This window comes from Spirillospora sp. CA-142024 (genome assembly GCF_050942325.1).
In the GTDB taxonomy this organism is placed as follows: Bacteria; Actinomycetota; Actinomycetes; order Streptosporangiales; family Streptosporangiaceae; genus Spirillospora.
Genome location: NZ_CP192077.1, coordinates 6252481 through 6275051, shown reverse-complemented (window position 1 = coordinate 6275051; position 22571 = coordinate 6252481). Strand labels below are relative to the sequence as shown.

General features: G+C 73.2%; 21 protein-coding genes. 9 read left to right on the top strand and 12 right to left on the bottom strand.

Annotated elements, in window-relative coordinates; genetic code table 11:
* Window positions 1–26: 26 nt before the first annotated feature.
* A complete protein-coding gene (locus tag ACQPZP_RS29750) occupies window positions 27–218 on the bottom strand; it encodes a hypothetical protein (protein WP_433473031.1) in 192 nt (63 codons plus the stop codon).
* Window positions 219–446: 228 nt separating this feature from the next.
* Between ACQPZP_RS29750 and ACQPZP_RS29745 the strand changes: the two genes are divergently transcribed.
* Genes ACQPZP_RS29745 through ACQPZP_RS29735 form a run of 3 tightly spaced genes read left to right on the top strand, consistent with a single transcriptional unit; the run spans window position 447 to window position 3331 of the window.
* Window positions 447–1553: a YihY/virulence factor BrkB family protein gene (locus tag ACQPZP_RS29745; RefSeq protein WP_433473030.1), complete on the top strand. Its 1107-nt coding sequence runs from the start codon at window positions 447–449 to the stop codon at window positions 1551–1553.
* A gap of 39 nt (window positions 1554–1592) precedes the next feature.
* Window positions 1593–2579 carry a phosphotriesterase family protein gene (locus ACQPZP_RS29740; RefSeq protein ID WP_433473029.1) on the top strand — a complete coding sequence of 329 codons (987 nt, stop codon included), beginning with the start codon at window positions 1593–1595 and terminating at the stop codon, window positions 2577–2579.
* 35 nt (window positions 2580–2614) lie between these two features.
* A complete protein-coding gene (locus ACQPZP_RS29735; protein ID WP_433473028.1) occupies window positions 2615–3331 on the top strand; it encodes a phosphoribosyltransferase in 717 nt (238 codons plus the stop codon).
* Between the two features lie 275 nt (window positions 3332–3606).
* On the opposite strand, the gene ACQPZP_RS29730 is transcribed toward ACQPZP_RS29735, so the two are convergent.
* From ACQPZP_RS29730 to ACQPZP_RS29715, 4 genes are all read right to left on the bottom strand, one after another.
* Window positions 3607–3903 (bottom strand): WhiB family transcriptional regulator, encoded by a 297-nt coding sequence (locus tag ACQPZP_RS29730; protein ID WP_021600082.1) that lies wholly within the window; start codon window positions 3901–3903, stop codon window positions 3607–3609.
* Between the two features lie 184 nt (window positions 3904–4087).
* Window positions 4088–5017 carry a sucrase ferredoxin gene (locus tag ACQPZP_RS29725; protein WP_433473027.1) on the bottom strand — a complete coding sequence of 310 codons (930 nt, stop codon included), beginning with the start codon at window positions 5015–5017 and terminating at the stop codon, window positions 4088–4090.
* A gap of 19 nt (window positions 5018–5036) precedes the next feature.
* Window positions 5037–6599 carry a glycerol-3-phosphate dehydrogenase/oxidase gene (locus ACQPZP_RS29720; RefSeq protein WP_433479695.1) on the bottom strand — a complete coding sequence of 521 codons (1563 nt, stop codon included), beginning with the start codon at window positions 6597–6599 and terminating at the stop codon, window positions 5037–5039.
* A gap of 17 nt (window positions 6600–6616) precedes the next feature.
* A complete protein-coding gene (locus ACQPZP_RS29715; RefSeq protein WP_433473026.1) occupies window positions 6617–7225 on the bottom strand; it encodes a TetR/AcrR family transcriptional regulator in 609 nt (202 codons plus the stop codon).
* Between the two features lie 64 nt (window positions 7226–7289).
* On the opposite strand from ACQPZP_RS29715, the gene ACQPZP_RS29710 reads away from it, so the two are divergent.
* From ACQPZP_RS29710 to ACQPZP_RS29690, 5 genes are all read left to right on the top strand, one after another.
* A complete protein-coding gene (locus ACQPZP_RS29710; RefSeq protein WP_433479694.1) occupies window positions 7290–8930 on the top strand; it encodes an FAD-binding oxidoreductase in 1641 nt (546 codons plus the stop codon).
* Between the two features lie 5 nt (window positions 8931–8935).
* Complete coding sequence (locus ACQPZP_RS29705) at window positions 8936–9817, top strand: diacylglycerol/lipid kinase family protein (protein WP_433473025.1); 882 nt, start codon at window positions 8936–8938, stop codon at window positions 9815–9817.
* A gap of 318 nt (window positions 9818–10135) precedes the next feature.
* A complete protein-coding gene (locus ACQPZP_RS29700; RefSeq protein WP_433473024.1) occupies window positions 10136–11650 on the top strand; it encodes a metallophosphoesterase family protein in 1515 nt (504 codons plus the stop codon).
* 168 nt (window positions 11651–11818) lie between these two features.
* Complete coding sequence (locus tag ACQPZP_RS29695) at window positions 11819–12343, top strand: DUF4234 domain-containing protein (RefSeq protein ID WP_433462635.1); 525 nt, start codon at window positions 11819–11821, stop codon at window positions 12341–12343.
* Between the two features lie 388 nt (window positions 12344–12731).
* Window positions 12732–14471: a bifunctional 3'-5' exonuclease/DNA polymerase gene (locus ACQPZP_RS29690; RefSeq protein WP_433473023.1), complete on the top strand. Its 1740-nt coding sequence runs from the start codon at window positions 12732–12734 to the stop codon at window positions 14469–14471.
* Here the strand turns inward: ACQPZP_RS29690 and ACQPZP_RS29685 are convergent.
* Both ACQPZP_RS29685 and ACQPZP_RS29680 read right to left on the bottom strand, forming a co-directional pair.
* On the bottom strand, window positions 14453–15193 hold the full coding sequence (locus ACQPZP_RS29685; protein WP_433473022.1) for an SGNH/GDSL hydrolase family protein: 741 nt from the start codon (window positions 15191–15193) through the stop codon (window positions 14453–14455). The two genes, ACQPZP_RS29690 and ACQPZP_RS29685, sit on opposite strands and share 19 nt — an antisense overlap.
* The gene (locus ACQPZP_RS29680; RefSeq protein WP_433473021.1) at window positions 15190–16590 is read right to left on the bottom strand and encodes an MFS transporter; all 1401 of its coding nucleotides are present in this window, start codon (window positions 16588–16590) and stop codon (window positions 15190–15192) included. The genes ACQPZP_RS29685 and ACQPZP_RS29680 overlap by 4 nt, the downstream gene beginning before the upstream one ends.
* A 108-nt stretch (window positions 16591–16698) precedes the next feature.
* On the opposite strand from ACQPZP_RS29680, the gene ACQPZP_RS29675 reads away from it, so the two are divergent.
* On the top strand, window positions 16699–17319 hold the full coding sequence (locus tag ACQPZP_RS29675; protein ID WP_433473020.1) for a TetR/AcrR family transcriptional regulator: 621 nt from the start codon (window positions 16699–16701) through the stop codon (window positions 17317–17319).
* Window positions 17320–17390: 71 nt separating this feature from the next.
* On the opposite strand, the gene ACQPZP_RS29670 is transcribed toward ACQPZP_RS29675, so the two are convergent.
* The 5 genes from ACQPZP_RS29670 to ACQPZP_RS29650 form a co-directional block, all read right to left on the bottom strand.
* The gene (locus ACQPZP_RS29670; RefSeq protein WP_433473019.1) at window positions 17391–18653 is read right to left on the bottom strand and encodes a flavin-dependent oxidoreductase; all 1263 of its coding nucleotides are present in this window, start codon (window positions 18651–18653) and stop codon (window positions 17391–17393) included.
* 94 nt (window positions 18654–18747) lie between these two features.
* On the bottom strand, window positions 18748–19605 hold the full coding sequence (locus tag ACQPZP_RS29665; protein ID WP_433473018.1) for an ABC transporter ATP-binding protein: 858 nt from the start codon (window positions 19603–19605) through the stop codon (window positions 18748–18750).
* A 67-nt stretch (window positions 19606–19672) separates the two neighbouring features.
* Window positions 19673–20476 (bottom strand): ABC transporter permease, encoded by an 804-nt coding sequence (locus ACQPZP_RS29660; protein ID WP_433473017.1) that lies wholly within the window; start codon window positions 20474–20476, stop codon window positions 19673–19675.
* Window positions 20473–21249: an ABC transporter permease gene (locus ACQPZP_RS29655; RefSeq protein WP_433462628.1), complete on the bottom strand. Its 777-nt coding sequence runs from the start codon at window positions 21247–21249 to the stop codon at window positions 20473–20475. The genes ACQPZP_RS29660 and ACQPZP_RS29655 overlap by 4 nt, the downstream gene beginning before the upstream one ends.
* A complete protein-coding gene (locus ACQPZP_RS29650) occupies window positions 21246–22232 on the bottom strand; it encodes an ABC transporter substrate-binding protein (protein ID WP_433473016.1) in 987 nt (328 codons plus the stop codon). Before ACQPZP_RS29650 ends, ACQPZP_RS29655 begins: the two co-directional genes overlap by 4 nt.
* Between the last annotated feature and the right edge of the window lie 339 nt (window positions 22233–22571).

Below are 22571 nucleotides of genomic sequence, written 5' to 3'. Positions count from 1 at the left end.
TCCGGCATGCGGACGCGTGAGATGTGTCATCCCTGCCGCCTCCAGTTCACCGGAGGCTCGGCGTCCTCGCCGGCCGGAGTCCCGGGTGCGCCGCCGCGGCGCTCGCCGCCGGGCGTCGCGGGCGCGGGGAGGTGCTGGCAGTCGCACCAGGAGCCGCCACGGCACTCCTCGTGGCGGCGCTCACGGCACGACTCGCAGATCATGTCTTCTATTGTCACCCATGAAGGCAAATGCCCGGTTCACCGTGGCCGGAGGGGGACGATCATGGTCCGGGCGACGTTCCGCGCCGTCATAGCGGGTATGGGCAAAGGGATGTGCAGGGGGCGGGCGGCACGCCCGCGCAATGACCGGGCGGGGGAGGCGATCGGCACGCCACGCGCGGAGCGGACCAGCGAAATGGGCGAGGCGGCATGTTCCGGGCGCGTAACGCTCTACGGTGGGGCGGTGTGACCACCGTCTCCGACGCCGCGGGCGTCCCCTCGGCCGGGGACTCCGACTCCGCCACCGGCTCCGAGTCCGGCTCCGGCTCCGGCTCCGGCTCCGGCTCCGGCTCCGGGGAGGGCCGGAAGGGCCCGGAGCCGCGCGTGCGCGACCGCCTGCTCGCCCGTGCCAAGGCCGGGGCGCGGGCGGCCCCGGGGACCACGTGGATCCTGATCAAGGGCACGGCGGTCGGCGCGTTCCGCTACCGGGTGACCGGCCTCGCCGCGGAGGCGGCGTTCTTCGCCCTGCTGTCCCTGCCGCCCCTCGTCATCGGGCTGATCGGCACGATGGGCCACATGCGCGGCCTGTTCGGACAGGAGACCGTGGACGACGTCCACAAGTGGGTGATCGAGCAGGCGCAGACCGTGCTGACCGGCCCGGCCGTCAACACCGTCGTCGAACCGCTGATCCAGGACGTGCTCAGGGGCGGCAGTCCCGACATCGTCTCGGTCAGCTTCCTGATCTCGCTGTGGGCGGGGTCGCGGGCGACGAACGTCTACGTCGACACGATCACGATCGCCTACGGGCTGTCCGGCGTCCGCGGGGTGATCCGCACCAGGGTGCGCGCGTTCTTCCTCTACCTGATCGGCCTGCTGGTCATGCTGATCGTCATCCCGCTGCTGGTGGCCGGGCCCGCGCTGGTGCGGCAGGCGCTGCCGGAGAGCGCGGCGGCGGTCCAGACGGCCTACTGGCCGATCGTGGTGACCCTGTCGATCGTCTTCCTCTCGCTGCTGTACCACATGAGCATCCCGGTGCGGACGTCCTGGTGGCGGCAGGTGCCCGGCGGCATGCTGGCGCTGCTGATCTGGATCGTCGGCAGCGTCAGCCTCCGGCTCTACCTGGCCGGGTCGCTGAGCGGGGTGTCGGTGTACGGGTCGCTGGCCGCCGCGATCGCCGTGCTCGCCTGGCTGTACGTCGCGGCGCTCGCGGTGCTGATCGGGGCCGCGCTGAACGCCGAGATCGACCGGCGGTGGCCGAGCGGCGACACCGCCCAGGCCCGCGCGGTGCGCGAGGCGCAGACCGCGCAGGTGCCCCGCGATCAGGAGGCTACGGGTAAAAACAACCCCGCCTGAGGTCTTGAAAAGGGCAAACATGTCGTAGCCTCCGGTGGCATGACCCCCCGTGAGGAGCCCGGTCGGCTGCGCACCGTGACCGGCACGATCGCCACGTCCGACATCACCGGGCCGGTGCTCTCCCACGAGCACCTGCAGCTGGACCTGCGCTGGCCGGCGCGCCCGCAGCAGGCCGCGTCCGACCCGGCGCGCTGGCTGGACGAGGAGAAGGCCGTCCAGCGGGAGCTGTCCGAACTGCGCAAGGAGCACGGCCTCGGCCTCGTCGTCGACCTGACGTGCTCGGGCATGGGACGCAACGCCGCAGCGCTCGCCCGGATCAGCGCCGGCGCCCGGGTCGCCGTGGTCGCCGGGACGGGCGTGTTCACCGAGCCGTTCCATCCCGCGTTCGTCCGCGAGACCCTCGCCGCCGCGACGGGGCCGGGCGCGCCGTCCGCCGTCGAGCGGCTCTCCGAGCGGCTGCTCGCCGAGGTCGGCTTCGGCATGGACGGCACCAACGCGCTGCCCGGCGTCATCGGCGAGATCGGCACCTGGGGAGAGGCGCCGACCGAGACCGAGGAGCTGTGCCTGCGGGCCGCCGCCCAGGCCGCGCGCTACTCCGGCCTCTCCGTGGCGACCTACGGGCGGGCGGGCCTCGCGCAGCTGGAGATCCTCACCGCCGCCGGGCTGTCCCCGGACCGCGTCGCGGTCGGGCAGCAGGACCGGGTGGACGACCCGGGCCAGCACCGCAAGATCGCCGAGATGGGCGGCTATATCTCGTTCGGCACCCTCGGCCTCGCGGGCGACGACCGCGCCGCCCTCGGCGCGCGCGTCCGCTGCGTCATGGACCTGCTGGAGGCCGGGCACGCCGGCCGCGTGCTGCTCAGCACGGGCGTGTCCCGCATGGCGCAGGTCACGCGGTACGGCGGCGCCGGCTTCGGGTACCTCTTCGGCACGTTCCTGCCCGCGCTGCGCGCCGCCGGCGCGGACGACGCCGCCCTCGCCGCGGTCCTGCACGACAACCCGCTGAGGTGGCTCACGGGTTCCTGAGTGGGTAGGGGTCCCTGGATGAAGGGGGTGCGCCGATGTCCTGGAACAGGTCAGCGCACGAAGACTTCCAGCAGACGGAGACCGTCCGGCTCCCCTACACCGACCGCGCCGAGGCGGGCCGGGTGCTCGCCGGGCGCCTCGCCCCCATGGGACTGGACGGCGCCGCGGTCCTCGCCCTGCCGCGCGGCGGCGTTCCCGTCGGGTTCGAGATCGCGCGGCGGCTCGGCTCCCGGCTCGACGTCCTGGTGACCCGCAAGATCGGATACCCGCCGCAGCCGGAGCTCGGCGTCGGGGCGATCGCCGAGGGCGGCGTCCCGGTGTTCGACGGCGAGCTGCTGGCCCGGCTCGGGCTCGGAGAGGACGACCTGGCCCGCACCGTGGAGGCCGAACGCGCCGAGCTGGACCGCCGGGTGGCGGTCTACCGGCGCGGCCGCCCGCTGCCCGAGATCGCCGCCCGCCCGGTGATCGTCGTGGACGACGGGCTCGCCACCGGCGGGACCGCCCGCGCGGCCGTGCGGGCGATGCGCGAGCGCGGCCCGTCCCGGCTGGTCCTCGCGGTCCCGGTGGGCGCCGCCGAGACGGCGCGGAGCCTGGAGGCGGAGGTGGACGACCTGGTGGTTCCGGCCGCGCCGTGGGAGTTCCGCGCCGTGGGCCAGTGGTACCGCGACTTCGACCAGCTCACCGACGACGACGTGATCGCGTGGCTGGACCGTGCCGCGCGGGCGGCCGGGGGCGGCACGGGGAAGGGCTGAGCGACGGGCCGGGCGCCGGGCGCCCGGCCGAATGGCCCGGCGCGGAATTCCGGTGAATTGGCCACATCGGAGAGCCGGCTGCGGTAAAAGGGCGTCTCGCGAATGTCGCGGCACGATGTAACTCTACTGTGATGCACATGTGACGAAGCGCCGGGCCCGGCCGGGAGGGACCGGGCCCGGGGAACGCAAACGGCCCCGCGGGGCGGGGCCGTGACGTTTTCCAGGTGGCGTGCCGGGGATCGCGATGGGAGCGTTCTGGCTGCCTGCGTTCTCGGTTAGGCGGCGTTGGCGCGACGCATCCGGCGACGGCGCTCGGACGCGCGCTCGTCCTCGTTCAGCCCGCCCCAGGTGCCGTACTTCTCCGGCCGGGACACGGCGTAGTCCAGGCACTCCGTGCGAACGGGGCACCCCATGCAGATCTGCTTGGCCTTGCGCTCGCGAATCTCGCGCTCGGGCTGGCGTTCGCCGTCGGGACCGAAGAAGAGGACGAGGTCTTCCCCCCGGCACGCCGCGGCGTCCTGCCAGCCCCAGCTGGGACGAGGGAGGTTTGCCTGCCGACGTACCTGAGCCATGGAACACCCACCTTGATTGGTTTCGAACAAATTCGGGACATGGACGCTCGACGTACTTCGAGTGACATGAGTCAGAAGCGCCGAATGTTCCAACGTCTGGAGTTGCCGCTCTGTTCCCCACCCGGTTACTCCGGAATCTTGGGGACGTGCGACAGGGAGACCCTCGAATGGGGCCTCCAGGAGATTACACGAGGGCCGCCTCGTTGAGAAGGGTGAGTTCCCTAACAACATAGGTTCGCTGGTTCTCCGCGCACCCCGTCCCGCACGGGTCGGGCTGCTGAACGGGCTCCACGATCACCCGGTAACGGCTCTGCCGGACGGCAACGACCGCTTCGTACCGAGATGTCCCAGTGACCGATTCCACCCTCAGGCCGTCCACCCCGAGGTAGCCCGTGTGCAGCCGGACGAAGTGCTCGGCCGCCTGCGCCGGCTCGGGCGTCCCGGCCCGGCCGCGCAGCCTGTCCAGGACGACCTCGCCCCGCAGGTAGGCGTCCACCGCCGCGACCGCCTCGGTCTCGCCGAGGTCGCCGTAGGAGAGCGCGTGGGGAAGACATACCAAATTCGCAGCAAATCGGTCACCGCCGACATGGGTGGTTTCCCAGATGAGCCGTTCGAAACGCGCCGCGAGGGAACGGGCCAGCGGACCGCCCGTCCGGGCGCAGCAGGCGTTGCGGCGGCCGTGCGCGCAGACCAGCAGCACCGGCTCCGGCGCCGGGTCGCCGAGCCCGGGCGACCGGCCCTCGGCGAGCGCGCGCAGGTCGAGCGCCGCCAGCTCGGCCGGGTCGGCGAGTTCACGCCCCTCGATCCAGACCTCGTCCCCGCGCGAGAACGCGGCGTAGACCTGCAGCGGCGGGGTGGCGCGGCGGCGACCGGCCCGGCGGATCAGCTGCGGCCGGACGCCCGCCTTCTTCGCCGCGCGCACCGCCTCGGCGACGGGCCCCGGGCCGGCGAGGTCGGTGACGCGTTCGGGCCAGGGGCCGGGGTGCTCCAGGAGCAGCCAGGCGCCCGCCTTCACGGTCGCGGTCGCCAGGCACGGCCGCTCGCCGGTGTGGCTCCCCGGGCAGTGCCCGCAGCCCTTGCCGCGCGTCAAGTGAACCCCCCTGCCGATCTTCACTCGATTAGGTTAGGGTAACCTAACAGATCGCGGCGAAACCTGGTGGGGTTGCCAGGAAAGCCTCGGCCGCGGGCAGCGCGGTCTCCCGGTCGGCGGCGACGAGGCCGATCCGGGTGCGGCGGTCCAGGAGATCGCCGGCGTCGAGAGCGCCCTCGTGCAGGACCGCCCAGGCCAGCTCCGCTCCGGTCACCGGCAGTCCCGGGACGACCGGCTCCAGCAGCGCCGCGTCCGCCCGGCCCAGCGCGGCGAGCAGCGGCGCCTCGGTCCCGTACCGCTGGACGAGGCGGGACGGCGCGTCGAGCGCGTCCAGCCGGGCGCGCGGAGCCGCGCCGACGAGGGGCAGGCGCGCGGTCCGGCAGGGCCCGGCGGGCAGGCCGCGGGCGCGCACGACCGCGTCCACGGCGTCCTGCGCCATCCGCCGGTACGTGGTGAGCTTGCCGCCGACGATCGTGACGACGCCGTCCCGCGAGGTCAGGACGGCGTGCCGGCGGGAGATGTCGGCGGTGTCGCCTCCGCTCCCCATGTCCAGCAGCGGGCGCAGTCCGGCGAACGCCCCGATCACGTCGCCGCGGCGCACCGGGACGTCGACCGCCGAGCCGAGCACGTCGAGCAGGAACCCGATCTCGCCCTCCGCGGGCTCCGGCACGTCCGGGACGGGCCCGTCCGCGGGCTCGTCGGTGAGGCCCACGTAGACACGGCCGTCGCCCTGCGGCATCACCAGCATGAAGCGGTTGCCCCCACCCGGGATGGGGACGTGCATCGCGGCGGTCAGCCCGCGCAGCGTCTCCGCCCGGAGCACCAGGTGGGTGCCACGCGACGGGCGCAGCCGGACCCCGTCCACCAGGTCGCCCGCCCACACCCCCGTCGCGTTCACCACCGAACGGGCCCGGACGGTGATCTCCCGGCCGGTCAGCTCGTCCCGGACGAGCGCGCCGTCGCCGGTCAGCCCGACCGCGCGGCAGCGGGTGAGGACGCGGGCGCCGTGCCCGGCGGCGGTCCGGGCGATCGCGGTGACGAGGCGGGCGTCGTCGGCGAGCTGCCCGTCCCACGACAGCAGCCCGCCGCGCAGCCCGTGGGGGCGCAGCGCGGGCGCGAGCCGGAGCGTCTCGACCGCCGACAGCCGGCGCGGGCCGGGCAGCACCGAGCGCGGGGTGCGCGCGGCCAGCCGCAGCAGGTCGCCGGCCCGCATCCCGCCGCCGGCGAGCAGCGCCTGCGAGCGGGAGACGAGCGGCGTCAGCGGCAGCACGAACGGCAGGGCCCGCACCAGGTGCGGGGCCGTGTGCCGCATCAGCGTGCCGCGCTCGACCGCGCTCTCGTGCGCGACGTCCACCTGGCCCTGCGCGAGGTAGCGGAGCCCGCCGTGGATCAGCTTGGAGCTCCACCGGGACGTGCCGAACGCCAGGTCGCGGGCGTCGATCGCGGCGACGGACAGGCCGCGGGAGGCGGCGTCCAGCGCCGCGCCCGCCCCGGTCGCGCCGAGGCCGACGACCAGGACGTCCACCACCTCGCCGGGCAGGGCGGCGAGCTCGCGTTCGCGGCGCGCCGAGTTGAGTGACGTCCCCGGGACAGGACCCCCGGGCATGCTTCGGCTGGACGAGGTCACGGTGCGAGCATCCTTTCCAGGATTCCGTGGAGTTCGGCGTCGAAGGCGTCGGAATCCAGGTCGGGGTCGGCGTCGTCGAGCATCGTCGGCGCCGACAGCGCGTAGGACTGGACGACCAGCAGCAGCGCGCGGGCCTGCCGGGCGGGATGGCCGGGGCGGATCGTGCCGTCCCGGTGCCCGGCCGCGACCGCCTCCTCGAACCAGGCGAGGAACGCCTTCTGGCTGGCGCCGCAGCGGTCGAGCAGGTAGGGCAGCAGCAGCTCCGGGTCCACTTCGATGATCTTGCGGAGCAGCGGGTGGTCGCGGAACGTCCGCACGCCGGTGACCAGGCCGTCGACGAGCCGGGGCCGGACCGGGCGGCCGTCGTCCGGCGGCTGCAGCGCCGCGCCGATCCCGGTCCACTCGCGGGTCATCAGGTCGGCGACGATCGTGCGGACGTCCGGCCACCGGCGGTACAGCGTCATCCGGGAGACGCCGGCGCGGCGGGCGATGTCGGTCAGCGTCGTGCGGCGCACGCCGACGGCCAGCACGCAGTCGCGCGCGGCGTCGAGCACGGCGTCGTCGGCGGTCCGCCCGCCGTTCCTGTTGTGACGAATCGACGTCATGTGTCACAGTGTAAGCATACGAATGGGAGGCCCGGTGACCGGAGACAGGGTGCACGCGCGGGACATGCTGTGGAGCGGCTGGGGCGACCCCGCGAAGGCGTCGCCGCTGCCCGGGCCGACGACCGGCCTGCTGCGCGACCTGCTCGGCGTGCGGCCCTCGGACGCGCCTCCGGTCGCCCTCGCCGACGTCAAGGTCGCCGGCCCCCGGCTGTCCGGAGCCGACCTGACCGCGCTCGCCGGCATCGTGGGGGACGCGAACGTCCGCGCCGACAGCGAAGCGCGCGTCCGGCACACGCGCGGCAAGTCGACGCCCGACCTGCTGCGCATCCGCACCGGCGACACCTCCGACGCGCCGGACGCGGTCGTCCTGCCCGGCTCCCACGACGAGGTCCTCGCCGTGCTCAGGACCTGCGCCGGCCGGCGGATCGCGGTCGTCCCGTTCGGCGGCGGCACCTCGGTCGTCGGCGGCCTCGCGCCGCGGGCCGTGGACAAGTTCATCGCCCTCGACCTGCGGCGCATGGACCGGCTGGTCGAGCTCGACGAGGTCTCCCGCACGGCCGTCCTCCAGCCGGGCCTGCGCGCCCCCGCGGCGGAGGCGCTGCTCAACGAGCGCGGCTTCACGCTCGGGCACTTCCCGCAGTCGTACGAGTGGGCGACGATCGGCGGGTTCGCGGCGGCGCGGTCGAGCGGGCAGGCGTCCGCCGGATACGGGCGGTTCGACGACATGGTGCTCGGCCTGACCGCGGCCACCCCGGAGGGGACCCTCGATCTCGGCCGGGCGCCGAAGTCGGCCGCGGGGCCGGACCTGCGGCAGCTCGTCCTCGGCTCCGAGGGCGCCTTCGGCGTGATCACCTCCGTGCGGGTGCGGATCCATCCGGTCCCCGCGGCCAGGGAGTACGAGGGCTGGCGGTTCACGTCGTTCGACCGGGGCGCCGCCGCGCTGCGCCGGCTCGCCCAGGACGGCCCGCTCCCCGCGGTGCTGCGGCTGTCCGACGAGGCCGAGACCATGGTCGGACTCGCCGACCCGGCCGCCATCGGGACGCCGAGCGGAGCTCGTCGATCGGATGGCGGTGGGCGGGGGCTGGAGGACGGGCCGCCGTCGGCCGCCGGGTGCCTCGCCGTCCTCGGGTTCGAGGGCACGCCCGCGCGGGTCGCCGCCCGGCGGGCCGAGGCCGCGGACGTGCTGCGCGACGCCGGCGGCGAGCCGCTCGGCGCGGGGCCGGGCGAGAAATGGGAGCGCGGCCGCTTCCACGCCCCCTATCTGCGCGACGCCCTGCTGGACGTGGGCGCCTTCGCCGAGACCCTGGAGACCGCCGCGTTCTGGTCGGACGTCCCGGCGCTGTACGAGGCCGTCCGGGCCGCGCTGACCGGGACGCTGGCCGGCGCGGGGACGCCGCCGCTCGTGATGTGCCACATCTCGCACGTGTACGAGGCCGGCGCGTCCCTCTACTTCACCGTCGTGTCCGCGCAGGGCGAGGACCCGGCCGGGCACTGGGACCGGGCCAAGCGGGCGGCCAACGACGCGATCGCCGGCGCCGGCGGGACGATCAGCCACCATCACGGCGTGGGCACCGACCACCGCGACTGGTACGCACGGGAGATCGGGCCGCTCGGCGCCGCCGTGGTCCGCGCCGTCAAGGACCGGCTCGATCCGGCCGGGATCCTCAACCCGGGCGTCCTCGTCCCGCCGGCCGCGGGGGAGTAGCCGCCGTGCGCGCGTTCACCGCGATCGTCAACCCGGCGGCGGGCGGGTCCGCGTCCGCCTCGTCCCTGGTGCCGCTGGCCCGGCTGCTGCGCGACGCGGGCGCCGAGCTCGACGTCGAGTACAGCCGCGGGATGGAGCACGCCGCGGGCGTCGCGCGGGCCGCCGCCGAGGCCGGGCGCGTGGTGCTCGGCGTCGGCGGGGACGGGATGGTCGGCTGCGTCGGCGGGGCGCTTGCGGGCACCGGGGCCGTCCTCGGGATCGTCCCGGCCGGGCGGGGCAACGACTTCGCGCGGCAGCTCGGCGTCCCGTCCGAGCCGGAAAGGCTCGCCCCGCTGCTGCTGGAGGGCGAGCCGCGCGCCGTGGACGCCATCGACGCCGACGGGACGGCCGTCCTGGGGAGCGTCTACGCGGGCGTGGACGCGGTCGCCAACGACAACGCCAACAGGACGCGGCTGCTCCGCGGCTCGGCCGCGTACTACGTGGGGGCGCTGCGCGCGATCCTGTCGTGGCGGCACGCCGACTACCGGATCACCGTGGACGGCGAGGAGTACCGGCGCGAGGGCTACACCGTCGTGGCCGCCAACTCCGGCTACTACGGCTTCGGCAAGCACATCGCCCCGGACGCGCGCGTGGACGACGGGCTGCTCGACGTCGTCCTGATCCGGAAGGCGCCGAGGAGGCTGTTCTTCGCGGTCATGCGGGAGCTGGAGGACGGGACGCACGTCCGGCGTCCCGAGGTGGAGGTCCTGCGCGGCCGGGAGGTGCGGATCGAGCTGGCCGGCCCGGCCGGCCGGACGCTCCCGTACGGCGCGGACGGCGAGCTGCCCGGCGTCCTGCCGGTCACCGCCAGGGTGCTGCCGGGCGCGCTCCGCGTCCTCGCCCCCTGACCTGCGGTTCCGCGGCGTCCCGAGGTTTTGGGCACGCGTTTGGGGCGGTTTACGCCCCCATTACGGCCCCCCGGATAGCGTCGATTACGTCCCGCTTTCGGGACCTTGGGGCCGTCTGTGGACCCATCATGGGAAGGCGACTGCTCGCCGTTCTGGGGGGACTCATGATGACCGCAGACGACCTGGTCGTGGTGGCGCCGGCGTCTCTGGGGGTGGCGCCGGCGTCCACCACGCGCGGCTGACCGTCGTGTCAGCTTGACGGCACGATCACCTCCGGACAGGCTGTGAGCAACCCCTCACCCTGGCCGGAGGCGTTCTGTGTCTGCCGAGGTTCCCCCCGGACCCGACAACTCGCGCACGTCCGAAGCGGGCGCCGGATGGGTCTGCGGAAGACCCGGCACGTTCAACGACCTTCTCCCGGACCGCGTCCCCGACTTCTCCTGGCGCCGCCCGTCGGTGCTGTGGCGGTCGCGCAACGACGTGCTCGCGCGGCTGTTCGGCGACCCCGCGGACGCGATCCGGCGCCGCTGCATCGCGGCCCTGCGCGAGCGGGGCACGCCCGCGGCGTTCACCGTGCACCGCTCGGCGCCGGAGTTCTCGTTCGCGCTGCTCGGCGACACCGGGGAGGGGGACCGGTCGCAGTACGCGGTGGTCCCGCCGCTGCTGCACGCCGCCGTCGGCACCGACTTCATGGTCATCGCCAGCGACGTGATCTATCCGACGGGGGACGCGGGGGACTACCCCGAGAAGTTCTTCCGGCCTTACAAGGACTACCCCGCCCCCATCTACGCCGTGCCCGGCAACCACGACTGGTACGACGGCCTGCGCGGCTTCCTCCACGTGTTCTGCGACCTGGACGAGAACTGCTCACCGCCGCCCTGGCGCGGCCCCCTCGCCTTCCTGCCGCGTCTGCTCTGGCGCCATTCCGGGACGGTCGACTCGCGCGCGCTCGCCGAGGCCCGCCGGACGTACCGGGGGGCGCCCGGCCAGCAGGGCGGGCAGCCGGGGCCGTACTGGGCGATCGACACGCCCTCGCTGCGCATCATCGGCGTCGACACCGGGATCACGGGGGTCCTCGACCGAGACCAGGGCCGCTGGCTGCGGGAGGTGTCCGGTGGTCCGAAACCCAAGCTGCTGGTGACCGGAAAACCCCTGTACGTGGACGACGACCACCGTCCCGGGCCGATCCGCGGCGGCGGGACCGTCGACGCGATCGTCCAGGACCCGGCGCACAACTACGTGGCCGCGGTCGGCGGCGACATCCACAACTACCAGCGCTACCCGGTGCGGACCGGCGACGGCCGCACGATCCAGTACATCGTCTCGGGGGGCGGCGGCGCCTTCATGCACGCGACCCACACCATCCCGCGGACGCGCGTGGTGGAGGAGCGGGAGTTCCGCTGCTACCCGCTGCGCGGCGACTCCCTCTCGCGCTACAGCAAGCTGTACGGCCGGTGGCTCCGGCTCCCGAAGCTCTTCGAGCTCACCCCGGAGGAGGCCACCGCCGCCGTCCGGCACCGGCTCGGCATCCGGCCGGGGCGCGGCTACAGCGGCCCCGAACCGTCCCGGCGCGCGCGCTTCGTCGCGGCCGTCCTGGGCGTCCCGCGCGACGGCCGCCGCCGTCCCCGCTTCCTGCGCTTCCCGGTGCGCAGGCTGCCGCAGCGGTTCCGTTCGGAGTTGGCCGACTGGGACAGGCCGCCGTTCTTCAAGAGCTTCCTGCGCCTGGACGTGACCGAGTCGCGGCTCCGCATCCGCTGCTACGCCGTGACGGGCTGCGGCGACCACGAGACTGCGCCGCCGTGCGAGGACGAGGTGACGATTCCGCTGCGCTAGCCGGGCGGCCGGCCACCCGGTTTGGAGAATTCGCCAGTAATACGCGGAAAGTGGCCGATCTTGCCTCCCGACGTGCCCCGATGCCGTTACAGTCGTGGATCACCACATCGGTGGACGGTAACGGACGGTCGGCCGGAAAACGACCGCGTCCTTCAGGAGAGCTTCTCGATGAGTTACCCCCAGCAGGGTCAGGGCCAGCAGTACCCGCAGCAGCAACAGCAACAACAGCAGGCGTACCAGGGCGGCTACTCGCCCGCCCCGGCCCAGCAGCAGCAGGCGCCCGTCGCCCGCGGCGCCGGCTACAACATGAAGCGCCGCAACCCGGCCGGTGCCTGGCTCGGCCTGCCCATGGTCACCTTCGGCATCTACGGCCTCGTCTGGTTCTTCAAGGTCCACAACGAGCTGCACGAGTACGACCGCCGCATCGACAACGCCGCGACCAACGCGCTGCTGTCCATGCTCTTCGGCGGTATCACCCTCGGCATCTGGCCGCTGGTCATGTGGGTCAAGCTCGGCGGCCGCATCGCCGAGGCCCAGCGCGCGGCCGGCCTGCAGCCGAGCTGCAGCGGCGGCATGGGCTTCCTGCTCGGCATCCTCGGCTTCGGCGTGCTCTACTACCAGATCCAGCTGAACAAGGTCGTCGACCGCTACGGCGACACCCCGGCCGGCCAGCAGGTCTCCCTCGTCGCGTGACTTATGGCGTTTCCCTCCTCCTTCGGGCCTGGCGGCCCTGCTGTGCTCATGGCAGTGCCCTCCTCCTTCGGGCGCAGGGCGCCCTCCATCGTCGGGCACTGCATGCGATCGCTGCATCGCTCCGGCTCGCCTGGCGGCTCGCTGCGCGATCAGGTTCTCGCAAGCTCGGGCCTCCGCCCCCGGCTTGGCCTTCGCACGCGATCGCAGCACCTGAGGTCGGAGACGGCTGAGATCCAAAACTGAGATTCAAACGCCGCAACGGCGGGCCGCGGCCCTGGCCTGCTGAATGAGATTGCGAAAGGCCCCTCCGGGTGCACGACTCCCGGAGGGGCCTTCGCGTGTGCGCGGTGCCCGTGGTTCTGTCGGTGGGCGGAGACACAATGGGGCGGTGAGGATCGCGGTGGCCGCCGGGCCGCGGGGCGGGGGAGCGCTGCGGGCGCTCGCCGAGGACGGCTCGCCCGCCGGGCCCGTGCAGGTCGTGCCCGACCTCGTCGCGGCGATCGCGGAGCGGGAGCGGGACGAGGCGCCGCGGTGGGTCTGGGCGTCCACGGCGCGGCTCTATCCCCGGCTGCTGGACGCGGACGTGCGGGTGGGCCGCTGCCATGATCTTGAGCTGGTCGAGAGCCTGCTGCTCGGTCACGCGGGACGGTACGGGGAGCCGCGCTCGGTCCCGGCGGCGTGGGCGCGGCTGCGCGGCGAGCCGGTGCCGCCGGACCGGCCGCCGCAGGAGGAGTCCGCGCAGGCGCCGCTGTTCGACGACGACCCGGGCGGACGGGACGAATCCGCCGACGACATCGACCGGATCGTCGCGGTGCACGCCGAACAGCAGCGCGCCGTCGCCGGGCTGGACGGGTTCGCGCTGCTCGCGGCGGCGGAGTCGGCGGGCTCGCTGGCGGCGGCCGAGATGGGCCACGACGGGCTCCCCTGGTCGGCCGAGGAGCACGACGCGCTGCTCACCGACCTGCTCGGGCCGCGCCCGTCGGGCGGGCTGCGGCCCCGCAGGCTGCAGGATCTGGCCGACCGCATCAACGCCGCGTTCGCACCGTCCTCCAGCCCCCACCCGCCACCATCCAATCGACGAGCTCCGCTCGCCCGTCCCATGCACGTCAACCCCGACTCTCCGGCGCAGATCCTCAAGGCGTTCGCGTCGGCGGGGCTGGCGGTCCCGTCCACCCGCGCGCACGTCCTCAAGCAGCTCGACCACCCGGCCGTCCCGCTGCTGCTGGAGTACAAGGAGCTGGCGCGGCTGCACACCGCGCACGGCTGGGCGTGGCTCGACACCTGGGTGAGCGGCGGGCGGTTCCGGCCCGAGTACGTGGTCGGCGGCGTGGTGTCCGGACGGTGGGCGACGAGCGGCGGCGGCGCCCTGCAGATCCCGCGCGTGCTGCGCAGGGCCGTGGTCGCCGACCCCGGCTGGGCGCTGGTCGTCGCCGACGCGGCGCAGCTCGAACCGCGGGTGCTGGCGGCCCTGGCCGGCGACCGGGCGTTCACCGAGGCCGCCGCGCACGGCGACCTCTACGCGGCGCTCTCCGACGCCTTCCGCGACGGCGGCGGTGAAGGGAGCGCGCGCGACAAGGCCAAGATCGCCCTGCTGTCCGCGATGTACGGGGGAGGGACGGGGGAGGCGGTGCAGCTCCTCGCCATCCTCAGGAGCAGGTTCCCCGACGCGTTCGAGTACGTGGAGTCCGCCGCGCGGGCGGGGGAGCGGGGGCGGCTCGTCCGGTCCCGCCTCGGCCGCACCTGCCCGCCGCCGTCCGCCGGCTGGCGGGAGCTGACCTCGGCGGGCGACGACGACACGCTGCCGGAATCGCGCCAGGGCTCGGCCGCCCGGGCGCTGCGCAGCCGCGGCCGCTTCACCCGCAACTTCGTCGTCCAGGCGACGGCCGCCGACTGGGCGCTCGCCCTCCTCGCCTCCCTCCGCCGCCGCCTCACCCCCCTGAGAGCCCCCCGGCTGGTGTTCTTCCAGCACGACGAGGTCATCGTGCACACCCCCGCCGAGCTGGCCGGGGACGTCGCGGACGCCGTCCGCGCCTCGGCGGACGAGGCGCGGCGGCTCCTGTTCGGCGACATCCCCGTCGTGTTCCCCATGGAGATCGCCGTGGTGGACCGCTACGCCGACGCCAAGTGAGCCGCGAGCGCGCGGATCGTGTTGGCGGCGGCGAACGCGTGCCCCCGGGCGTTGAGGTGCAGCTGGTCGCTGCTGTAGATGCCCGGGTCTGCGGCGACCGGATGCTCGGGCGGGTTGTCCACGTGGCAGGCGCCGTGCTCGGCGGCGACCTCGGCGGTGAGGGCGGCGAGCCGCCGCGTCCGCGCCGACATCACCTCCCGGAAACGGGAAGGGCCGAGCGGAGCTCGTCGCTTGATTGGTGGTGGGTGGGGGCTGGAGGACGGTGGGCCGAGCCCGGCGGCCGTGATGTCGAGCAGCCCGATGGTGACGACGTCGGCTCCGGCCGCGCGGAACGCGGAGACCATCGAGGCCAGCTCGCGGCGCACCTCGTCCTCGTCGAAGTGCGGGCGGAGCATGTCGTTGCCGCCAGCGACCACGAAGGCCAGGTCGGGTCCGAACGCCAGCGCGGGCCGGAGCTGCTCGGCCGCGACCTGGGCGGCGACCAGGTCGCGGCGGCCGAGGTTCAGCGCGGCGAACTCCGGCGTCACCGCGCCGAGCGCCTCCTCGACGCGGTCCGTCCAGGACATGTCGCGGTACCCGGGGACGGCCTCCCGGATCCCCTCGGCGACGCTGTCGCCGATCGTCACCATCCTCGTCCAGGGCGCGTCGGCCAGCAGCGCGGCCGCGTCGGCGGCGGGCATGACGGACGGGTCCGTCCACTCCGACAGGGTCGTCTCGGTCATGGTCTCTCCTTTCCGGGCCTGGCCGGGCGGACGGCGAGGAGCAGCCCCGCGACGGCCGCGCCGGCGGCGGCGAGCGTGCAGAACAGGTAGACGGCGGTGTAGTCGCCGTGCACCGCCCGCTCCGGCAGGAGCGCGGCCAGGACGGCGATGCCGAGCGCGCCGCCGAGCTGCCGCGCCGTGGTGTTGAGCCCGGTCGCGCCGGCGAACCGCAGCGGGCCGGCCGACAGCGCGGCGGCCGAGGCGGTGCCCGTGCTGACCATCCCCATCCCCGCCCCGGCCAGGAGGCCGAGCGGGAGCCAGAACGTGAGGAAGTGCGGCTCGGCCGGCAGCGAGACGACGGCCCAGACACCCGCGGCGACCATGACCAGCGCGCCGCCGGCCACGGCGGGACGGACGCCGATGCGCCCGGTGAGCCGTCCCATCACCACGGCCGCCGCGGTGGCGGTGAACGCCCCCGGCGTCGACGCGAAGCCCGCCTTCAGGATCGAGTAGTGCCACTGGCCGGTCACGTAGAGCACGCCGAGCAGCAGCCACGCGTACAGGGCCGTGCCGTACAGGAACGAAGCGGCGTTGGCGACGGCGAACTGGCGGTTTCGCCACAGCGAGATCTCCAGCGCCGGCACCGGGTGCCGCGCCGACCGCCACAGCGCGAGGGCGGCGAGGGTGGCGCCGCCCAGCAGCAGCGCGAGCGTCCGCGGGTCCGACCAGGCCCAGTCCTGGGTCTGCGTCACGCCGAGCGCGACCCCGCCCACGCCGGCGCCGAGCAGGACCGTCCCGGCGAGGTCGGGCAGCCGGCCCGCCGCGGCCTCGGCGCGCGGCAGGCGCAGCCCGCCGAGCAGCATCGCCAGGCCGAACGGCACGTTGATGACGAACAGGGCGCGCCAGCCGGACTGGTCGACGAGGACGCCGCCCAGGCTGGGGCCGATCGCGGCGGCGAACGCGCCCGCCGCGCTCCACAGCCCGATGCTGCGCGCCCGCCGTTCGGCGGGCGTGTCGTGCAGCAGCAATGCGAGGGACGCCGGGATCAGCGCGGCCGCGGCGGCGCCCTGCACGGCCCGCGTCGCCAGCAGGACGGGCACGTTCGGCGCGATCGCGCAGGCCAGCGAGGCCAGCGTGAACAGCCCGGTGCCCCACAGGTAGAGCGACCGCCGGCCGACGAGGTCGGCCAGCCTCCCGGCGGGGGCGAGCAGCGCCGCGAACAGCACCGCGTACAGGGTGATCACCCAGGTCAGGCCGGACAGCGAGGTGCCCGGGAAGTCGGCGTGCAGGTCGGCGATGGCCAGGTTGGCGACGGTCGCGTCGAGCATGGCCAGGAACGTCGCCCCGGCCGCCAGCCAGGGCACGTCCCGCCGCGTGCCGGCCGCGCGCGGCGGCGCCGCGGTGGTCTCGGTGGTCATGACGGAGTCTCCCAGAAAAATAAACGAACGGTCGTACAATCTTCTATGGCGGAGGCTCGCGTCAAGGGGATCGGCGCGTTGACTTTGAACGAACGGTCGTGCAGATTAATGAGGGTGAGCACCGACGGACGGCTCCTCAAGGGGGAGCAGACGCGCAAGGTCATCCTCCGCCGTGCCGCCGACATCGCCTCGGCGGAGGGCCTGGAGGGCCTGTCGATCGGCCGGCTCGCCACCGAACTGCGGATCAGCAAGAGCGGCGTGTTCACGCACTTCGGCTCCAAGGAGGAGCTGCAGCTCGCGACCGTCCGCAAGGCGGTCGAGGTGTTCCGCGAGCACGTGGTGGAGCCCGCCCTCGCCGTCCCCGCAGGGCTCGGCCGCGTCCGCGCCCTGCTGGACGCCTGGCGGCGCTACCAGCGAGAACCGGTCTTCCCCGGCGGCTGTTTCTTCCACTCCACGATGGCCGAGTTCGACGCGCGTCCGGGCCGGGTCCGCGACGCCATCGCCTCGTCCCAGCGCGACTGGGGCGCCTTCCTGGAGCGGTGCCTTCGCGAGGCGCGCGACCTCGGCGAGATCGACGCGTCCGCCGACCTACCGCAGCTTGCCTTCGAACTGGACGCCCTCTGCCGCACGGGCGCCGCGCACGCGCTCCTCTACGACGACCCGTCCCTCTTCGACCGCGCCACCCGCGCCATGACCGCCCGCCTTGCCGCGGTCATGACCTCGTCCTGAGCCGGAAAGCGCGACGGGCGCGGTGAGGCCGGGACCTCACCGCGCCCGTGCGGAGCGCCTGGTGGACGCCGTCAGCTAGCCACCGTGTACGAGGGACGGGAGTTCAGGGCCTCGACGTCGGAGAACGAGGTCTGCCGGTACGCGCCGCTGATCGTGCTCAGTTCGTCGGGGGTCAGCACGTCCTCGATCGAGTCGAAACCGTGCGGCGCCCGCTGGGTCACCGTGTGCAGCACCCGGTCGGCCGGCATGTCCCGGCAGGCCATGACGATGGCGTTGACCGGCTCGCGGCGCGCCTTCTCGTAGGCGAGCAGCCCGTCGGCGGGGTCGGCGGAGACGGCCAGCTCGTGCGCCAGCACGCGGGCGTCGAGGACGGCCTGGGAGCCGCCGTTGGAGCCGATCGGGTACATCGGGTGGGCGGCGTCGCCGAGCAGGGTGACGCGGCCGAACGTCCAGCGGTCGAGGGGGTCCCGGTCGACCATCGGGTACTCCAGGATCTCCTCCGCCCGGGACATCAGCGCGGGGAAGTCGAGCCAGTCGTACTTCCAGTCGGCGAAGTAGGGGAGCACGTCCTCCAGGCGGCCGGCCTTGTTCCAGTCGGGGTCCCAGTCCAGCTCGTCATTGGCGAGCCTGACCTCCGCTGCCCAGTTGAGCAGCGCCTTCCCCCGGCGCTCCGCCCGCATGGAGATCGGGTAGACGACGATCTTGGACGTGGCGTTGCTGCCCGCGACGACCATGGTCCGCCCGGTCAGGACGGGGTCGGCCTCGGTGACGCCGCGCCACAGCCTGATGCCGTTCCACAGCGGTGCCGTCTCGTCCGGGTACAGCTGCGCGCGGACGGCGGAGTGCAGGCCGTCCGCGCCGATCAGCGCGTCGGCCGTCACCGTCTCGGCGGTGCCCGACCCCCGGTCGAGCAGGCGCGCCCGCACCTGCGTGCCGTCCTGCTCGAAGCCCTCGAAGAGGGTCCCGGTGCGGACGGCGTCCTTGCCGAGCCGCGTCAGGACGGCGTCGAGCAGCATCATCTGCAGCTCGCCGCGGTGGATCGAGTACTGCGGCCAGTTGTAGCCGAGCGCGCGTCCGCGCGGCTCCGCCCAGATCCGGCCGCCGAACCGGTCGAAGTGCACCATCTCGCCCGTCGGGATGCCGATCTCGGCCATCTCGTCGGCGAACCCCAGCTCGGTGAGCTCCCGGACGGCGTGCGGCAGCAGGTTGATGCCGACGCCGAGCGGCAGCAGCCGGTTGGCGGAGTCGACGACGAGGGCCTCGACCCCGGCCTCGTGCAGGCTCAGCGCGGTGGTGAGCCCGCCGATGCCCGCCCCCACGATGAGTACGCGCATGAATCACCCTCCGTTGGTCTCGGGGCGAACGGGATCCCTGTGGCGGCCCCGCCCGCGCCGGTCTCTTCCGTGTCGCCGCTCGTGGCGGCCGTTCTCACCGGCCGGGGTTCGTGCCCCGGCCGGGACCGGACTTGGACACCGTCACGATCTCCGGCCCGTCGTCCTGCTCCGGTGTGCCCGCGGGGGCCGCGCCGGGCACCTTCGCGCCACCGCGGACCAGCCGCCCGACCTCGGCCCGGAGCTGGACGAACTCGGGCATCCCCCGGGTCTCGATCTGGTCGCGCACCGAGGGCAGCCCGACCGGCAGGTCGGCGTGCACGCGGGCGGGCGAGCGGTTCAGCACGACCACCCGGTCACCGACGTAGACGCTCTCGTCGATGTCGTGTGTGACCAGCAGGATCGTCATCTTCCGGGTCCGGTGCATCTGCAGGACGAGGTCTTCCAGGTCCTCCCGGGTCTGCGCGTCCACGGACCCGAACGGCTCGTCCATCAGCAGCAGCGACGGACGGTAGGCCAGGGCCCGCGCGATCGACACGCGCTGCTGCATGCCCCCCGAAAGCTGCCAGGGGTACTTGCGTCCCGCGTCCGCGAGGCCCACGGACTCCAGCGCCTCCTGGGCCGCGGCGCGCCGCTCCGAGCGGCGCTTCCCGCGCCGCCGCAGCGGCAGCGCCACGTTGTCGCGGACGGTCAGCCAGGGGAACAGCGACCGGCTGTAGTCCTGGAACACCACGGCGAGGTCGTCGGGCACGCCGTTGATCGGCGTGCCGTCCAGGGTGACGGTCCCGGCGGTCGGGCGGATCAGCCCGCCGATGCAGCGCAGCAGGGTGGACTTGCCGCAGCCGGACGGGCCGACGATGCTGATCAGCTGGCCGTCCGGGACGGTGAGGTCGAGTCCGTCGATGGCTCGGTGGCCGTCGCCGTAGGAATGGCTGAGGCCGGTTATCTGCAGCATCACGGCCGCCTTTGCTGTGTGTACGTCTGCTGTGTGTACGTCGTCAGGGTCGGCGTAGGGGACATCGTCAGCTCGCGAGCCTCTTCGCGCCGGTGTGCCAGGACAGCAGGCGCCGCTCCAGGAGTATGAAGACCGCGTTGAACAGAAGGCCGAGTATGCCCAGCATGACGATCCCGGCCCACATCCTGGGCAGTTCGAACGAGCGCTGGGCGCCGATCAGCTCGGAGCCGATGCCCGCGGTGCTGCCGAACAGCTCGGAGATGACCATCAGGATCAGCGCGAACGACAGCGCCACCCGCAGGCCCGCGAAGATCTTCGGGGAGGCCGCCGGGAGGATGACGGTCAGCAGCCGGCGGAGCCGGCCGACGCCGAACACCCGGGCCGTCTCCAGCTGCAGAGGGTCCACGGTGCGGACGCCCTCGCAGGTGTTGAGCAGCACCGGCCACACCACGCCGAACGCGATCGTGACGACCTGCATGGTCGCGCCGAGCTGGAACACGATGATGAAGAACGGCACCAGCGTGGGGGGCGGCACCGCGCGCAGGAACTCCAGGACCGGGTTCAGCAGGTCGTACAGGGCCCGCGACCGGCCGATCGCCGCGCCCACCAGGACGCCGGCCGCGCCCGCGGCCGCCCACCCGATGAACAGGTGGGTGAGGCTGGTGGAGAAGTCGTCCACCGCTTTGTCCGTGAGGAACAACTGGGACGCGGGTCCGGAGAACCACAGTTCGTGCAGCGCGTCGATGATCGTCGTGGGCGGGGGGAAGTAGGTCTCCTTCACCGCGCGCGTGATCAGTTCCCACAGCACGACGGCGACGGCGACCAGCCAGACCCGCTCGGCGAACGCGCGCAGCGCTCTGAGCGCCCTCATGCGACCCCCTCCACGCGAGCGGTGTGCCAGCGGAACGCGATCCGTTCCAGCCCGAAAAGGGCGGTGTTGGCCAGCAGCCCCAGCGCACCGGCCCAGCAGGCGCCGGCCAGCAGCAGGTCGGTCCGGCCGCCTCCGGACTGGGTGTCGCTGAGGTAGATTCCCACGCCGTTGATCCCGCCCGCCAAGAGCTCGGTGCTGATCACGACGATGAGGGCGACGGAGGCGGCGATCCGGACCCCGGTGGCGATGAACGGCGCGGCACTCGGCAGCGAGACGCGCCACAGCACCGACAGCGTCCCGAACCCGAAGCTGCGCAGGCTCTCCTTGGCGACCGGGTCGACGTCGCGGAGCGCGTACAGGGTGTTGATGAGGATCGGCCACAGGCACGCGTAGAAGATCAACGACATCTTCATCTGCGTGGGGTCGGCGAACAGGATGATGGCGAGCGGGATCAGCGCGACCGAGGGGATGGGGCGCAGCAGTTCGACCAGCGCGCGGGAGGCGGTGCCCAGCAGCGGTACCGAGCCGAGCAGAACGCCCAGCGGCACCGCCACGAGCACCGCCAGCGCGAGCCCGCCGAACCACGCCTTGAGCGTGGCCCCGACGTCGACGAGGAACTCCTCGTCGACGGCCAGTTTCCCGGCCTCCCGCAGGACGGTCGACGCCGGGGGCAGGGCGGTCGCGTCGACGAGGCCGGCACGGCTGACGACCTCGACGGCGGCGACCACCCCGGCTACCCCGGCGGCGCCCAAAGCGATACGGCGGTATTTCATTGAGCGGATGTCGCCATGAAGGTCTTGACGTCGAGGGGCTTGTCCAGGTAGCCGAACTGCTGCATCAGGTCGGCCACGCGCTGGAGACGGGTGGCGTTCAGCGTGGTCGGCCACGTGCCGAAGCTCATGGTGGAGGCGACCTTGGCGTCGATCCCCTTGGCGTAGGTCGGCAGGACGTCCTGGACGACCTTGCGGTCGGCGGCCATGCCCTGCGCCTTCAGCATCGCGCGCTGGAAGGCGGCGACCGTCTTGGGGTTCTCCTTGGCGAACTTCTCGGTGGTGGCGTAGCCCGCGATCGGGAAGTCCGCGGTCGGCCCGCTGGACAGGTCGGCGACCATGCGGGCGCCCATCGACTGCTGCATCTGGGTGCCGAACGGCTCGATCGCCTGGACGGCCTCGACGCTCTTGGACTTCAGGGCCTGCTCCATTGCGGGCGGGGCCACCTCGACGAAGTTCTTGTCCTCGTCGAATTCGACGCCCTGGGGCTTGCCGGCGGCGCGTACCAGCAGCGTGGCGATGTTGCGCTTGGTGTTGACGGCGATCTTCTTACCGGCCAGGTCCTTGACCGTGTGGTACGGGGAATCCTTGCGCACCATCAGCGTGTGCGTCTTCGGGGCGCTCTGCATGCCCTCGACGACGATCTTCGGCTTGAAGCCGGGGTCCTTGGACCCTGCCGTGAGCAGCGAGACGTAGTTGCTGATGCTGAAGTCCAGCCGGCCGCTCTTCAGGAGCGGGATGCCCGCGGCGCCACCCGGGATGACCTGTGTCTTGACGGTCAGCCCCTCGGCCTTGAACAGGCCCTTGGAGATGGCGAGCTGGACGGGCGCGGTGTCGGCGACGGTCATGTTGCCGAGGGTGATCTCGGACTTCTCAAGACCGTTGGCCGACACCTTCTTCTCTGAGTCGCCGCAGGCTGCGGCGGAGAGCGCCAGCGCGATCGCGAGCGTGCCGGCGACGGCCGTGCGGCGGTGGGAAGCAGACATGAGCAAGGCTCCATTTGCGGGGGAAGCTAGTTGAAACCTGATCTTTCAAACGAGGCGGGAGCGTAGCGCACCGTGGGCATGACGGGGGTGAGATGTGAGGTTTACGTGCAATTATGTGAACATGGGCTAACACACTGTGACATTGGTATCTTCCGCATCACAAGTCCAGACCTGTGTGATCATTCGGGTTGGCCATGATGGTGGCTCTGTGTTGCAATGTTCCGCGCTCGCCGTCAGTGGCGCGGGCGAGCGATGCGACCCGAATCCCGTTCAGGTCACTGTACGCCGCGAGCGATCCACCCCATTGAGAGGTAGCGGAGGGCAGTGCGGAAAGCCGAA

Excerpts from the sequence above, each read along its gene's own strand:
- ACQPZP_RS29740 (WP_433473029.1), top strand. The coding sequence starts at position 1,593 with ATGACCCCCCGTGAGGAGCCCGGTCGGCTGCGCACCGTGACCGGCACG.
- ACQPZP_RS29735 (WP_433473028.1), top strand. The coding sequence starts at position 2,615 with ATGTCCTGGAACAGGTCAGCGCACGAAGACTTCCAGCAGACGGAGACC.
- ACQPZP_RS29730 (WP_021600082.1), bottom strand. The coding sequence starts at position 3,903 with ATGGCTCAGGTACGTCGGCAGGCAAACCTCCCTCGTCCCAGCTGGGGC.
- ACQPZP_RS29720 (WP_433479695.1), bottom strand. The coding sequence starts at position 6,599 with ATGCCCGGGGGTCCTGTCCCGGGGACGTCACTCAACTCGGCGCGCCGC.
- ACQPZP_RS29715 (WP_433473026.1), bottom strand. The coding sequence starts at position 7,225 with ATGACGTCGATTCGTCACAACAGGAACGGCGGGCGGACCGCCGACGAC.
- ACQPZP_RS29710 (WP_433479694.1), top strand. The coding sequence starts at position 7,290 with ATGCTGTGGAGCGGCTGGGGCGACCCCGCGAAGGCGTCGCCGCTGCCC.
- ACQPZP_RS29695 (WP_433462635.1), top strand. The coding sequence starts at position 11,819 with ATGAGTTACCCCCAGCAGGGTCAGGGCCAGCAGTACCCGCAGCAGCAA.
- ACQPZP_RS29685 (WP_433473022.1), bottom strand. The coding sequence starts at position 15,193 with ATGACCGAGACGACCCTGTCGGAGTGGACGGACCCGTCCGTCATGCCC.
- ACQPZP_RS29680 (WP_433473021.1), bottom strand. The coding sequence starts at position 16,590 with ATGACCACCGAGACCACCGCGGCGCCGCCGCGCGCGGCCGGCACGCGG.
- ACQPZP_RS29675 (WP_433473020.1), top strand. The coding sequence starts at position 16,699 with ATGAGGGTGAGCACCGACGGACGGCTCCTCAAGGGGGAGCAGACGCGC.
- ACQPZP_RS29670 (WP_433473019.1), bottom strand. The coding sequence starts at position 18,653 with ATGCGCGTACTCATCGTGGGGGCGGGCATCGGCGGGCTCACCACCGCG.
- ACQPZP_RS29665 (WP_433473018.1), bottom strand. The coding sequence starts at position 19,605 with ATGCTGCAGATAACCGGCCTCAGCCATTCCTACGGCGACGGCCACCGA.
- ACQPZP_RS29660 (WP_433473017.1), bottom strand. The coding sequence starts at position 20,476 with ATGAGGGCGCTCAGAGCGCTGCGCGCGTTCGCCGAGCGGGTCTGGCTG.
- ACQPZP_RS29655 (WP_433462628.1), bottom strand. The coding sequence starts at position 21,249 with ATGAAATACCGCCGTATCGCTTTGGGCGCCGCCGGGGTAGCCGGGGTG.
- ACQPZP_RS29650 (WP_433473016.1), bottom strand. The coding sequence starts at position 22,232 with ATGTCTGCTTCCCACCGCCGCACGGCCGTCGCCGGCACGCTCGCGATC.